The organism is Streptomyces rubellomurinus, from assembly GCF_000961885.1.
Lineage (GTDB): Bacteria > Actinomycetota > Actinomycetes > Streptomycetales > Streptomycetaceae > Kitasatospora > Kitasatospora rubellomurina.
Map to the genome: position 1 here is coordinate 1 of NZ_JZKH01000143.1, position 13,667 is coordinate 13,667.

Sequence of the window (13,667 nt, forward strand, 5' to 3'; positions counted from 1 at the left end):
GCGCCGGACTGGCGCGTCCCGGTGATCGGCGGCCTCCCCGCCGACCGCCGACTCCTCGGCGGCGCGCGCGAGTTGGCCGAGGCCGTGATCGGCACGCTGGTGGAACGCGTGCCGGTCTACCGCCGTCTGCCCCGGGAGCAGCTGGCCGGCGAACTCACCCGCGACGCCGAACGCCGCATCCGCGCCCTCGCACACACCGCCCGGACCGGACGGCCCGCCCCCGAGGCCGAGTTCACCGCCGTCCGGGAGGCCGCCGCCCGCCGGGCCGAGGAGGGCCTGCCGCTGGACGCCGTCCTGCTCGCCCACCACCTCGGGCTGGAGATCTGCTGGGAGTTCGCCACCCGGCACGCCCTCGCTGGTGACGCCGCCGACCTGCTCACGCTCAACCGACTGCTGCTGGACCAGCTCCGCGAGGCCACCGCCGCGGCCGGCGCCGGCTACCTGGACGGGCGGCGCCGACCGACCGAACACCGGTACGCCGCACGGCAGTCACTGCTCACCGCGCTGCTCGCCGGCACCCCCGCCGAGGACGCCGCCACCCGCGCCGGCCTACGGCTGCCCGCCGCCTACGCCGTACTCTGCCTGTCCGTCGCCGACCACCCCGACGAGCACGCGCCCGAGGTGGACCCGGCCATCGCCGCCCGCCGCAAGCTCCGCCGCCTCGGGGCCGAACTCGACCACCGCACCCGGCGGTCGGCTCTCTACGCGCTGACGTCCTCGGGCGGTCTGGTGCTCGTCCCGCTCACACCCGGCCAGGGCGGCCAGGACGGCCAGGACGGCCAGGACGCCCACCGGAGAGCCGACGCCCCCGCCGAAGCCACCTGGGCGCACCTCGCCGCCGCCGTCACCGCCGCCGCCCGGGCCGCCGGCGCGCCCGTCCAGGCCGGCGCGGCCGCCGCCACCCCCGCCGAGGTGCCCGCGGCGGCCGCGCTCGCCTGCGAAGTCCTGGACGTGGCCCGGGCGTTCGACCGCCCGCCCGGGCTGCACCGGCTGGACGACGTCCTCCTCGAATACCAGCTGACCCGGCCCAGCCAGGCCCGCGCCCGGCTCGCCGCACTCCTCGAACCACTGGTCGACGGCGGCGAGTTGCTCACCACCCTGCGCACCCATCTGGCCGGCGGCCTGAACCGGCGGCACACCGCGAGCGCCCTGCACCTGCACCCGAACACCGTCGACTACCGGCTGCGCCGGATCGCCGTCCTCACCGGCCTCGACCCGACCCAGCCCGCCGACGTCCTGCGGATCACCGCCGCCATCGCCGCCCGCACCGCCAAACAGGCCACCCCCGCCCGGTAGTCACGGCCGCCGCGAGGTCACCCCCCGGCTCTCGGCTCCCGGCGCCGCGAGCGGCAGCTCGACTCCCGGGCACTCGCAGGCACGGGAGGCCCCGCGCCGACCGGCCGAACGCCCTACCCACATCGCCCAGACCGCCACCGCAGGGCACGGGGACCGGCCCCGCGGCCGCGAGGTCCTACGCCCCCGTCTACGCCCCCGCCCTACGCCCCGGCCTGCTCCCCCGGCAGCCGCAGGTCCCAGCCCACCAGGGCACGCAGCTGCTCCGCCGTCACGCCGTCCGGCACCGGCTGCGGGGCCTCGTGGCGCAGCGGCGGCTGCCAGCCGTCCTCCTCCGTCCAGCGGCGCACCACCTTGGCCGGCGCCCCGGCGACCACGCTGTGGTCGGGCACCTCGCCGCGCACCACCGCGCCCGCCGCGACGACCACGTTGCGCCCGATCCGGGCCCCCGGCAGGATCACCGCGCCGGTGCCGATCCAGCTGCCCGCGCCGATCTCCACCGGCTCGTTGCGCGGCCACTGCTTGCCGATCGGCAGGTCGGTGTCCCGGTACTCGTGCGCCTGGTCGCTCACGTACACGCCCGGGCCCGTCCACACGTCGTCGCCGATGACGATCGACTGGTGGCCGACGATGTGGCTGTCCCGGCCGATCACGCAGCCGCCGCCGATCCGCACGATCGGCTCCGGCCCGAGGTCGAGGCCGGGCAGGAAGCCGGCGCTGATGGTGACCCGCTCGCCGATGATCGAGAACGGCCCGATGGTGATCCACTGCTCGTTGAACACCGCCCCGAGCGGGAAGGCGAGCGTGGTGCCGTCGCCCAACTCGCCGAAGCGGTACGGGCCGGGGCGCCGGTTGGTGACCGCGCCGGTCCGCTGCACCCAGCGCCAGCCCCGGTGGACGAGGCGTCCGGCGGCCCGGCGGCCGCCGGCCCGGGCGGCGGCGAGGAGGGAACGGGTTATCGGCATGCGCTCACGTTACCGGCCCGTAGCCTCGGCCCGGACGCCGGGCGGCCAAGATCACACGGTCCGGCCCCGTTCCGCCCGGCGGTCGGGGCACACTGCTGCCATGGAGATCTCCGCGCACATCGACGCACTGCGCCGCGAGGGCGCCCTGCTCGCCGACGCCGCCGCCCGGACCGACCTGTCCGCGACCGTCCCGACCTGCCCGGACTGGCGGCTGACCCACCTGCTGCGGCACATCGGCAACGTCCACCGCTGGGCCGCCGCCCACCCGGCCCGCGGCCTGCGCACGCGGCTGGACGAGGCCGACGCCGCCGAGGTGCTCGGACCGCAGCCGTCCGACGCCGGCCTGCTCGACTGGTACCGCGAGGGCCACGCCGCCCTTCTGGACACGCTCACCAACACCCCGGCCGACGTGGAGTGCTGGACGTTCATGGACGCGCCCACCCCGCTGGCGTTCTGGGCCCGGCGCCAGGCGCACGAGACGGCCATCCACCGCATCGACGCCGACGGGGCGGCCGGCACGCCCGGCCCCGAGGTGGACAGCGCCCTCGCCGCGGACGGCATCGACGAGCTGCTGCGCGGCTTCCTGACCCGCGACCGCTCCACGCTGCGCAGCGACCGCCCGCGCACCGTCCTGGTCCGGACCGTCGACAGAGCCCGCGCCTGGCACCTGACCATCAGCCCGGAGCCGCTGGCCGTCAGCGCCGACGTGGCCAACGAGGCCGGTGGGCAGGACGCACCGGCCGAGCTCACCCTCACCGGCCCCGCCCACGACCTCTACCTGCTGCTGTGGAACCGGCTCCCCGACGAGGCGCGTTCGCGGCTGACCGTCGACGGCGACGCGGACCTGCTCCGGCTGTGGCAGGAGACCTCGGGGATCTGAGGCCGGGCGCCGGCGCGCCGGTCTCGGCACCCGCCGAGCCGGCACGCCGGCCACCGGTCAGCGCACCCAGTTCGCCGGACGCTTCTCCAGGAACGCCCGCATCCCCTCCTGCGCCTCCGCCGAGCCGAACAGCCGCGCCGACAGCTGCACCAGCTCGTCCGCGTCCCGCGCGAAGGAGCGCACCACGTCCGCGTTGGCGAGGCGCTTCGATTCGGCGAGCCCCTGCGGCGAGCCCAGGCGCAGCGCGTCCAGCAGCTCCTTCAGCGCGCCCTCGACCCCCTCGGCGGAGTCGGCCGCGCGGGTGAGCAGCCCGATCCGGGCGGCCTCGGCGGCGTCGAAGACCTCGCCGGTGAGGTAGTAGCGGGAGGCGGCGCGCGGGTCCAGCTTGGGTCGCAGCGGCAGCGAGATGACGGCGGGCGCGAGGCCGAGCCGGACTTCGGTGAAGGCGAAGGTGGCGGCCGGGCCGGCGATCGCGAGGTCGGCCGCACCGATCAGGCCGAGGCCGCCGGCCCGGGCGTGCCCGTCGACGACGGCGATCACCGGCTTCGTGCAGTCGACGATCGCCTTCTGCAGCTCCACCAGGCCGCGCGGGCCGACCGTCGGGTCGGCGCCGGTCGCCTCGGACAGGTCCGCGCCGGCGCAGAACACCTTGCCGGTGTGGGTGAGCACCACCGCGCGGACGTCCCGGTTCGCCGCCGCGACCGCCAGCCCGGCGTGCAGCTCGGACATCAGGCGGGAGGAGAGCGCGTTGCGGTTGTGCGGCGAGTCGAGGGTGAGCGTGGTGACGGCGTCGGCGGTGGTGACGCGGACGAGGGGCGCTGCGCTGGTCATCGGCGGGGCCTGCTTTCCGGCTGAGGGTGGGTCGGACCGCTGGCGCCGTCCGGGGTGCCCGGGCGGCGCCCGGACGACTCTGGCACGCCCACCCGCCCCTCGGCCAGAGCCACCGGGCGCACGGTGCCGCCGACCGGCCGGCTCCCCCGCCGCCGTCCGACCGGCGCCACCCGCCGCGGCCCGCCCACCCGCACGCCGGAAAACCGCTGGTGGCGGCCGCCTCGGGCCCGGCAGCATGGGCGACGTGACCACCGACTCCCCCGTCCTGCTGCTCGCCCCGCGCGTCAACGAGACCGGCCTCCAGCTGCGCACCGCCGCCGGGCTGCGCGGCCTGCGCGCGCGCACCGCCGCCTCCTGGCAGGCGCCGCGCGAGCTGCTGGGCGCCCGGGTGCACGTGTACGGCGGGCCGCTGTTCGGCGACGCGGTCGGGCGCGAGCTCGGCCTCGCGCTGCTGGAGCCGTCCGCGGACTGGCTGGCCCGGCTGCCGCGCGTGTCGACCGGTCGGCGGGTGTCCGCGACGACGCTGGCCGAGGCCCGCGGGCTGCGCGGCCCGGCCTTCGTGAAGCCACCGGCGGACAAGCTGTTCGCGGCCCGCGTCTACCCGGACGGCGGCGCGCTGCCCGGGCCCGAGCTGCTGGACGGCGACACGCCGGTGCTGGTGAGCGAGGTGGTGCGGTTCCGCGCGGAGTACCGGCTGTTCGTGCTGGACGGCGCGGTGCGGGCGGGCTCCCGCTACGCGGTGGACGGTGAACTGTCCGTCGCGCCGTTGGGGCGGGACGACCGCGAGGTGGCGGTCTTCGCCCGCGACGTCCTGGCCGCCTCGGCCTCGGCCGCCCCGCTGCCGAGCGCGGTGGTGGTCGACGTCGGCCGGACGGACGACGGCTGGGCGGTGGTCGAGGCCAACGCGGCCTGGGCCAGCGGGGGTTACGCCGCCGAGCCGGGCGACGTCCTCGACGTGGTGCTGCGCTCGTCCGGTCCGGCCGGCCAACTCGGCGCCGCCGACCGGCCGTTCTGTCGCGAGCTGCCCGACGTGGTGCGCTGAGGGGCCGGATGGCCCGGCGCCGCGGCTTGCGGCGCGCGCGAGCGATGACGCACGATCATGCGCCATGACCACCACGCACCTCACCCACATCACCGAACCGCCCGGCGTCGCGCCCGGCACCGGCTACACCCAGGTCGTCACCGGCAGCGGCCGGCTGGTCCAGGTCTCCGGCCAGGTCGCCTTCGACGAGCAGCGGAACCTGGTCGGCGAGGGCGACCCCAAGGCGCAGGCCCGCCAGGTCTTCGAGAACCTGCGCCGGTGCCTGGCCGCCGCCGGGGCCGACTTCTCCCACGTCGTCAAGTTCACCTTCTTCATGACCGACATCGCCCACCTCGCGGCGATCCGGGAGGCCCGCGACGAGTACCTGGGCGACCTGCCGCTGCCGGCCGCCTCCGCGATGCAGGTCGCGGCGCTCTTCCGGCCGGATGTGCTGATCGAGATCGAGGCGATGGCGATCGTCCAGGAGTAGCCCCGCACCGGGGACGGGTTTCAGCGAACAGATTTCACCTGACAGATGACAGATAACAGATAACAGCTTTCAGATAACAGATGTTGAAATCTGTCATCTGTCAGTCGTTCGCTGAAACCTGAAACCCACCCCCCACCTCCAGTGGTACAGACCTATTGACGTATTGGTCCAGTCCTCCTACGGTGCCCATGCCCCCGCCTCCCCACAGCGCGGGCACCGATCGCACGCGCACCACAACTCCGGTTCTACGTCACCCTGTTCAACCCCCACAGTCACAGGGAGAACCATGTCCGCTCGATCCCGGGCCGGGCGCCCGCGCATGCGCAGCAGACTGCTCGCACTGCTGTCCGTCCTGCTCCTCCCGCTCGCCGTTCTCACCGCGCTCGCCACCCCCGCCACCGCCGCAAATGCCGCCGCCCCCGCCGCCGGAAAGCTCACCGCCACTTTCACCACCGCCGACAACGGCTCCTGGTGGCAAGGCACGTACATCGTCCACAACGACAACGCCACCGCCGTCTCCGGCTGGTCGCTGGAGTTCGACCTCCCGGCCGGCGTCACCCTGGGCAACACCTACAACGGCACCGCCACCGTCAGCGGCCGACACGTGAGCGCCACCGCCGCGTTCTACAACTCCACGGTCAACGCCCACAGCACCACCGAGCCGTACAGCTTCTGGTTCGTCGGCAGCGGCCCGGTCGCCACTCCGCTCAACTGCCGCGTCAACGGCGACAAGTGCGACGGCACCCCGGACGTCCCCCCGGGCGCGCCGGGCACGCCCGCCGTCACCGAGTCCACCGCGCACACGCTCGCCCTGAGCTGGCCGGCCGCGGCCGGCGGGGACTTCCCGGTCGCCTCCTACGACGTGCTGAACGGCAGCACCGTGCTCGCCTGCAGCACCACCACCAGCACCCTGGTCACCGGCCTCACGCCGGCCACCTCGTACACCCTGGCCGTCCGGGCGAAGGACACCCGGGGCAACACCGGCCCGCTCAGCGCGCCCGTCACCGCCGCCACCTTCGACCCGTCGACCGACCGCGTCCCGCCCACCGCGCCGACCAACCTGCGGTCCACGGCGGCGAGTTCGTCCGACGTGACGCTCGCCTGGAACGCCGCCACGGACAACGTCCGGGTCGCCGCGTACGACGTCTACCAGGGCGCCACCCTGGCGGCGACGGTCACCGGCAGCACGCTCACCGCGACCATCGGCGGCCTCTCGCCGTCCACCGCCTACAGCTTCAGCGTCAAGGCCCGCGACCCCGCCGACAACACCTCCGCCGCCTCCGCCCCGCTGTCCGTCACCACCTCGGACGTCGTCGGCGCCGGGAAGTACGCCCGGGTCGGCTACTTCGTCCAGTGGGGGATCTACGGCCGCCAGTACTTCGTCAAGAACCTCGACACCTCCGGCAGCGCCGCCAAGCTCGACATCGTCAACTACGCCTTCGAGAACATCGATCCGGTGAACCTCACCTGCCTCGCGGGCGTCACCAAGGGCACCACCGCCAACCCGCAGGACCCGGACCAGGGCACCGGCGCCGGTGACGCCGACGCCGACTACGCCCGCCCGATGAGCGCCGACCAGTCCGTGGACGGCGTCGCCGACGACGGCTGGGGCAAACTCCGGGGCAACCTCAACCAGTTGAAGAAGCTCAAGGCCAAGTACCCGAACCTGAAGGTGGTCGTCTCACTCGGCGGCTGGACCTACTCCAAGTACTTCTCCGACGTCGCCGCCACCGACGCCTCCCGCCAGAAGTTCGTCAAGTCCTGCGTCGACACCTGGATCAGGGGCAACCTGCCGGTCTACAACGGCGCCGGCGGCGACGGCGTGGCGGCGGGCATCTTCGACGGCATCGACCTCGACTGGGAGTGGCCCGGCTCCGGCGACGGCCACGCCGGCAACCACTGGAGCGCCGGCGACAAGGCCAACCTGACCCCGCTGGCGGCCGAATTCCGCAAGCAGCTCGACGCGTTGGGCGGCTCGCACAAGCTGCTCACCGCCTTCACCCCGGCCGACCCGGCGAAGGTCGCCGCCGGCTGGGACCTGTCGAAGATCTTCGGCTCGCTGGACATCGCCAACGTCCAGGGCTACGACTTCCACGGCTCCGGCAGCGACAACTCCTGGGAGCCCAACCGCACCGGCCAGGCCAGCAACCTCTACCCGGACCCGAACGACCCGTACAACGTCCACTTCAGCATCGACACGGCCGTCCAGACCTACCTGAACGCCGGAGTCAACCCGCGCAAGCTCACCATCGGCTTCCCGTTCTACGGGCGCGGCTGGCAGGGCGTGGCGGCGGGCGGCACCGGCGCGAACGGCGCCTGGCAGTCCGCGAACGGCGCCGCCCCCGGCCAGTTCGCCGAGGAGGCCGGGACGCGCGGGTACCAGAACCTGATCACCGGCGTCCCGAACCTGACCGTCTACCACGACCCCAAGTCCGTGGCCACGTACGGCTACACGGGCCCCGGCGGCCAGTGGTGGAGCTTCGACGACGCCTGGTCGATCGCCCAAAAGACGGCCTACGTCAAGTCCAGGAACCTGCTCGGCGGCATGATCTGGGAGATGTCCGGCGACACCCCGTCCGGCACCCTGATGTCCGCCCTCGACACCGGCCTCACCCAGCCGGCCGCCGCCCAGCCGACCACCACCCAGCCCGGCGTCAGCCAGCCGACCGCCGCCCAGCCCGGCGCCGCCGGCGACCAGCGGCCCGGCCGCACCCGGTCCGGCCCCGAGTAACCACCCCCGCAACCGAGTCGGGACCGGTGGCCCTCCCGCCGCGACGGGCGGGCCACCGGCGCCCCGACACCGGCCTCAGCGCGCGGCCATCGCGAGCAGCTTGCGCGCCGCCCGGTTCTCCCGCAGCAGCCGCGCGAAGTCCGTGTGCCCCTGCGTGGTCCGGGCGAAGGCCCGCCAGGCCGCCGGCACCGTGCAGACCGCCGTGTGGAACAGCTGCGGCCGCCGCTCGAAGGCCGCCAACAGCTGCTTGCCGGCCCGCATTTCGACGCCCAGCCCGGCCTTGATCGCGAACGCGTAGTTCAGCGCCTCGCGCCGCACGCCCGCCGCCTCGCCGGCCTCCGCGACCTTCACCGCCCACTCGCCGGCCAGTCGGCCCGAGCGCAGCGCGTACGAGATGCCCTCGCGGGTCCACGGCTCCAGCAGCCCGGCCGCGTCCCCGGCCACCAGAACCCGGCCGCGGGAGAGCGGCGAGTCCTCGGCCCGGCAGCGGGTCAGGTGCCCCGACTCGACGCTCGGGGTGAACCCGGACAGGCCCAACCGCCGGATGTAGTCGGCGAGGTACTGCTTCGTCCGCTCGCCGTCGCCGCGCGCCGAGATGACGCCGACGGTCAGGCTGGCGGAGTCCGTCTTCGGGAACACCCAGCCGTAACTGCCGGGCAGCGGGCCCCAGTCGAGGTGCACCCGGCCCTGCCAGTCGGCGGCGACCTCCACCGGCACCGGGATCTCCGCCTCCAGCCCCAGGTCGATCTGGTCGAAGGAGACCCCGACGTGCCGGCCGATCCGGCTCGCGCTGCCGTCCGCGCCGACCACCGCGCGCGCCTCGAAGACGCGCCCGTCCGCGGCCGTCACCCGCACCGTCCGCTGGTCGCCGCCGCGCTGCTCCACGCCGGTGACGGTGACGCCGGTGAGCAGCACCGCGCCCGCCTGCTCGGCCGCCTGCACCAGGCGCAGGTCGAACTCGTCCCGGTTGACCAGGCCGAACAGCATCCGCTCGGAGCGGTGCGTGCGGGTGTACCGGCCGTCGTAGGCGAAGGTCACGGCGTGCACCCGGTCCTGCAGCGGCAGCTTGAAGTCCGGCGGCAGGCTGTCCCGGGAGGGGCCGATGATGCCGCCGCCGCAGGTCTTGTAGCGGGGGTGCTCGGCCTTGTCGAGCAGCAGCACCCGGCGGCCCTGGACGGCGGCGGCGTGCGCGGCCGAGGAGCCGGCCGGCCCGGCGCCGACCACCACGACGTCCCAGACGACGCCGTCGAGCCGCGAGTCCGGGGCGGCGGGGGCGCCGCTGTCGTCCACCGCGGTCACGACCTCGGCCTCGGCCGGAGCACCGGCCTGGACGTCCGCCGGAGCATCGACCGGAGTGTCGGCCGGAGTGTCGAGCGGGCTACGGGAATCGGGGCTTCCGGAGTCAGTCACGTCGAGCAATCCTATGCGTCCGACCGACCCGACCGGACGCCGCACCGCCCGGACCGGCCGCAGCGCACCCCGACCGGCCCCGGCCGGCCCAGGCCGCGCGGCCCGCCCCGCCCGCACACACCCTGAGCCGACCCCGCGCCCACCCCACCCACGGCCCGACAGCCTCCGAACCGCGCCGATCGGCTCAGCCTATGATCGGAAACACCCCAACCGACCGCCCCGCCCGCACCCCTCGGACGGCGGCCCTCCCCTCGGAGCACCGATGTCACAGCCCCTGGCCGACGCCGTCCGGTCCCTGATGGACCGTGCCCGCACCGACCTCGCCGAACTGGTCGCCTTCCCCTCGGTCGCCGACCCGCGCCAGTTCCCGGTCGAGGAGTGCGAGAAGGCCGCGCGCTGGGTCGCCGACGCCTTCGCGGCCGAGGGCCTGACCGGCGTCCGGCTGCTGGACACCCCGGACGGCACCCAGTCCGTCTACGGCGAGCTCCCCGGCCCCGAGGGCGCCCCGACCGTCCTGCTCTACTCCCACTACGACGTCCAGCCGCCGCTCGACGAGGCCGGCTGGCACAGCCCCGCCTTCGAGCTGACCGAGCGTGACGGCCGCTGGTACGGGCGCGGCGCGGCCGACTGCAAGGGCAACATCCTGATGCACCTGACCGCCCTGCGCGCGCTGCGCCAGGTGTACGGCGACGCGTACCCGGTCGGCCTGAAGATCATCGTCGAGGGCTCGGAGGAGCAGGGCACCGGCGGCCTGGAGCGCTACGCCGAGGCCCACCCGGAGCTGCTCGCCGCCGACGTCATCGTGATCGGCGACACCGGCAACTTCGCCCCCGGCCTGCCCACCGTGACCGCCTCGCTGCGCGGCATGACGGTCGTCGAGGCCTCGGTCACCACCCTGGCCGGGAACCTGCACTCCGGCGCGTTCGGCGGCGCCGCCCCGGACGCCCTGCAGTGCCTGGTCCGGATGCTCGCCTCGCTGCACGACGAGCACGGCGACGTCGCGGTCGACGGCCTGGCCGCCGACCAGACCTGGGAGGGCGTGCAGTACCCGGACGAGCAGTTCCGCGCCGACGCCAAGGTGCTCGACGGCGTCGCCCTGACCGGCACCGGCACCGTGGCCGACCGGCTCTGGGCCCGCCCGTCCGTCACCGTGCTCGGCATCGACGCCCCGCCGGTGATCGGCGCCACCTCCTCCGTCCAGGCCGCCGCCAAGGCCCTGATCAGCCTGCGCGTCCCGCCGGGCATGGACGCGGCCGAGGCCCAGGCCGCGCTGATCGCCCACCTGGAGGCGCGCACCCCGCTCGGCGCCCGCCTCACCGTCGAGCGCCACGGCAACGGCGCGCCGTTCCGCGCGGACACCAGCGGCCCGGCGTACGAGGCGATGGGCGAGGCCATGCGGGAGGCGTTCGGCACCCCGATGGTCGCCTCCGGTGAGGGCGGCTCGATCCCGCTCTGCAACACCCTGCGCACGCTCTACCCGCAGGCCGAGATCGTGCTGATCGGCGTCGAGGACCCGACCACCCAGATCCACGCCGTCAACGAGAGCGTCGACCCGCAGGAGCTGGAGCGGATGGCCCTGACCGAGGCGCTGTTCCTCCGCCGCTACGCCGAACTGCGCTCCGCCTGACGGGAGTTCGCCACCTGCCCGGGGTCCGGAACCGCACCGGAGCCCGGGCCGGACGCGGAGCCCGCCGCCGGACGCCCGCCGCCGAACCGGCGGGCGGCCGCCGCCACCACGGCCCAGCCGACCGCGCCCACCGCGAGCCCGGCCCCGGCGCCGAAGCACACCTCGGGGACGAGGTTGCGCCGCAGCGGCCCGATCCGGTGCAGCACCCCGGCGGCCGTCGCCGCGCCCAGCGCCGCGACGGCCGCCCGCCGGACCGGGGGCGCCGGCCGGACGGCGGGCGGCACCGGCTCCACGGCCCGCACCGCGCGCGCCGCCCAGCCGCCCATCGCCACCAGGGCGAGCGCCGAACTCCCGTACTGCGCCGCCTCGTAGAGCGGCACGCCGGCCACCGTCCGGTCCAGGACGGGCAGCAGCCGCACGCCCAGCCGGCCGCCGTGGGTGAACGCGTCCCAGCCGACGTGGGTGGCCGCGCCGACCGCCGCCGAGGCCACGAACCACGCCGCGTCCGCGCCGCGACGGCCGACGCGCGTGCCGGCACGCGGGCCACCGCCGCCGGACAGCCGGACCGTCAGCGCCTCGACGCCGCCCGCCCACCGCTCCGGCAGCAGCCCGACCAGCGGCGCCCGCACCAGCCCGTGCCAGCCGGCCACCAGCGCACCGGCCACCGCCACGTCCAGCGTCGGCACCGCCCACCAGCGGTGCGTCAGCCCGCCGAGGCCGTACACCCCGGGCAGCAGCGACTCCGCGAAGAACGGCACGTCCGGCGCCATCGACCCGGCGACCAGCGCCGAGGCCACCAACGGCCCGCGCTGCCCGGCGGCGCGCAGCAGGGGCAGGACGGCGGCGGGGTGGCTGAGCGTGAAGGGCATGCGCCCATCCTCCCGCACGGCCCCGGCCGGCACCCTCCGAGTCCGCCGGCCCCGGGCACGCCCCCGCGACCGAGCGGGCCCGCCCGCCCCCACCGCCCCACCCACTCACGCACGCCCCCGCCCGCCCCCGCCGCCGCACCCCGTCAGGCCGCGTCCGCCGTGCTCGCCAGCCCCAGCGCGACCCGGGCTCCCGCCTCCAGGTACCGCAGCTCCCCGCAGCGCCGCGCGTCCAGCGCGGCCGCGAGCCGCCGGTAGCGGCTGAGCGGCAGCAGGTCGGCGGCCTCGTCCAGGGTGACGAAGCGCCAGCCCCGCAGCTCCTCGGCCTGGAGCAGCACGTTCTGCCGCCCCTGCGCGTCGAGCAGCCCGCCGTCGTAGACGAGCCGCAGCCCGCCCCGGCGGGGGCCGGTGCGCGGCTCCCAGTCGACGGCGAGCAGGCGCAGCGCGGCCGGGTCGAGCCGCAGGCCGAGTTCCTCGGCGGTCTCCCGCAGGGCGGCGTCGGTGGGCGCCTCGCCGCGTTCGACGACGCCGCCGGGGAAGTCCCAGTCGGGCTTGTAGACCGGGTCGACGAGCAGCACGCGGTCCTGTTCGTCGAAGAGGAGGACGGCGGAGGCGACGGTGTCGCCGGTCGGGTCCGGGGTCTGGACGATCGGACAGCGGGCGGCGCCGACCCGGATGAGCTCGGCGATCCGCTGGGCGGTCTCGCGCGGGGTGAGGGCGCCGTTGTCGATCATCCGGGCGTCCTCGACCAGCCAGCGGCGGGCGGCCCGGTAGCGGGGGAGGTGGTCGAGGCACCAGCGGCGGACCCGCTCGCTGGCCGCCGGGTCGCCCGGGCACTCCTCGCGGTGCGCGATGCGGTCACGCAGGATCGTTTCTTCTGGGTCCAGCACGAAGTGGTGCACCGCGATGCCGTGCGAGGCGAGGTCGCCGAAGATCTCGTCCCGGTAGTCCTCTCTGAGCAGTGTCATCGGAACCACCAGCGGCCCGGGGACCTCCCCGAGCAGCGCCGCCGCCGTCTCGGGGACGAGCCGGCGCCAGGCCGGCAGGTCCTGGAAGTCCGACACCGTCGCCAGCCGGTCCGCCGGGAGCATCCGGCGCAGGCCGAAGCCCACCTGCTCGGGATCGAAGAGCACGCTCCCGGGCAGCAGTTCCACCAGCTCGCGGCAGGCACTGGTCTTGCCCGCCCCGAATGTGCCGTTGACCCAGACGATCACAATGCCCCCTGCTTTCGACTCACCCCGGTGCCGTTCGCACCGGGCGGCGGCGGCCCGTCCACCCGGACCGGCGCCACCCGTGGTGGTACCCGCGCCACGCCGCTCCCCAAGCCTGCGAGGCACGCCCTCCGCAGCGCGCCCGCGCGCCCCTTGACAGGGGCATGTGCCCAGGTCGGACGGCCTGCGGGGAAATGTGCCGAGCGGTCCGCATCAAAGTTGCACCCCTCCCCCACGGCTCGCGCACAGCACCTCGGGCGGGTCGCTTTCCGCGTGCGCCCCTCCCGCACCCCCTTCGCGCCCCGCGCCCCCCGCCGGCCCGCACGCCGCACCCCGTACCTC

Annotated in this window: 11 protein-coding genes; 6 read left to right on the forward strand and 5 right to left on the reverse strand. The window is 75.5% G+C overall.

Features of this window, described 5'->3' with window-relative positions:
- Nucleotides 1-1,296: helix-turn-helix domain-containing protein (locus VM95_RS45370; RefSeq protein ID WP_045704972.1), on the forward strand; the 1,296-nt coding region annotated here is incomplete at its 5' end.
- 200 nt (nt 1,297-1,496) lie between these two features.
- Here VM95_RS45370 and VM95_RS35530 read toward each other — a convergent pair.
- The gene (locus tag VM95_RS35530) at nt 1,497-2,258 is read right to left on the reverse strand and encodes an acyltransferase (protein ID WP_045704974.1); all 762 of its coding nucleotides are present in this window, start codon (nt 2,256-2,258) and stop codon (nt 1,497-1,499) included.
- Between the two features lie 100 nt (nt 2,259-2,358).
- Between VM95_RS35530 and VM95_RS35535 the strand changes: the two genes are divergently transcribed.
- A complete protein-coding gene (locus VM95_RS35535; protein WP_045704976.1) occupies nt 2,359-3,138 on the forward strand; it encodes a maleylpyruvate isomerase family mycothiol-dependent enzyme in 780 nt (259 codons plus the stop codon).
- 57 nt (nt 3,139-3,195) lie between these two features.
- Here the strand turns inward: VM95_RS35535 and VM95_RS35540 are convergent, their stop codons facing one another.
- Entirely contained in the window at nt 3,196-3,969 is a 774-nt protein-coding gene (locus VM95_RS35540) for an enoyl-CoA hydratase family protein (protein ID WP_045704978.1), read from the reverse strand.
- A gap of 235 nt (nt 3,970-4,204) precedes the next feature.
- On the opposite strand from VM95_RS35540, the gene VM95_RS35545 reads away from it, so the two are divergent.
- From VM95_RS35545 to VM95_RS35555, 3 genes are all read left to right on the forward strand, one after another.
- Nucleotides 4,205-5,011, forward strand: coding sequence for an ATP-grasp domain-containing protein (locus VM95_RS35545; RefSeq protein WP_045704980.1), 807 nt, complete (start codon nt 4,205-4,207; stop codon nt 5,009-5,011).
- Nucleotides 5,012-5,075: 64 nt separating this feature from the next.
- Nucleotides 5,076-5,480 (forward strand): RidA family protein, encoded by a 405-nt coding sequence (locus VM95_RS35550; protein ID WP_045704982.1) that lies wholly within the window; start codon nt 5,076-5,078, stop codon nt 5,478-5,480.
- Nucleotides 5,481-5,766: 286 nt separating this feature from the next.
- Nucleotides 5,767-8,211 carry a glycosyl hydrolase family 18 protein gene (locus VM95_RS35555; RefSeq protein WP_078861066.1) on the forward strand — a complete coding sequence of 815 codons (2,445 nt, stop codon included), beginning with the start codon at nt 5,767-5,769 and terminating at the stop codon, nt 8,209-8,211.
- A gap of 75 nt (nt 8,212-8,286) precedes the next feature.
- On the opposite strand, the gene VM95_RS35560 is transcribed toward VM95_RS35555, so the two are convergent.
- Nucleotides 8,287-9,510 (reverse strand): geranylgeranyl reductase family protein, encoded by a 1,224-nt coding sequence (locus VM95_RS35560; RefSeq protein ID WP_107073196.1) that lies wholly within the window; start codon nt 9,508-9,510, stop codon nt 8,287-8,289.
- 373 nt (nt 9,511-9,883) lie between these two features.
- Between VM95_RS35560 and VM95_RS35565 the strand changes: the two genes are divergently transcribed.
- Entirely contained in the window at nt 9,884-11,248 is a 1,365-nt protein-coding gene (locus VM95_RS35565) for a dipeptidase (protein ID WP_045704984.1), read from the forward strand.
- On the opposite strand, the gene VM95_RS35570 is transcribed toward VM95_RS35565, so the two are convergent.
- Together VM95_RS35570 and VM95_RS35575 are read right to left on the reverse strand one after the other, a co-directional pair.
- Nucleotides 11,224-12,117, reverse strand: a complete 894-nt coding sequence (locus VM95_RS35570) for a DUF4184 family protein (RefSeq protein ID WP_045704986.1) — start codon at nt 12,115-12,117, stop codon at nt 11,224-11,226. The genes VM95_RS35565 and VM95_RS35570 overlap by 25 nt on opposite strands.
- Nucleotides 12,118-12,260: 143 nt before the next feature.
- A complete protein-coding gene (locus tag VM95_RS35575; protein ID WP_045704988.1) occupies nt 12,261-13,328 on the reverse strand; it encodes an NUDIX hydrolase in 1,068 nt (355 codons plus the stop codon).
- Nucleotides 13,329-13,667: the final 339 nt, after the last annotated feature.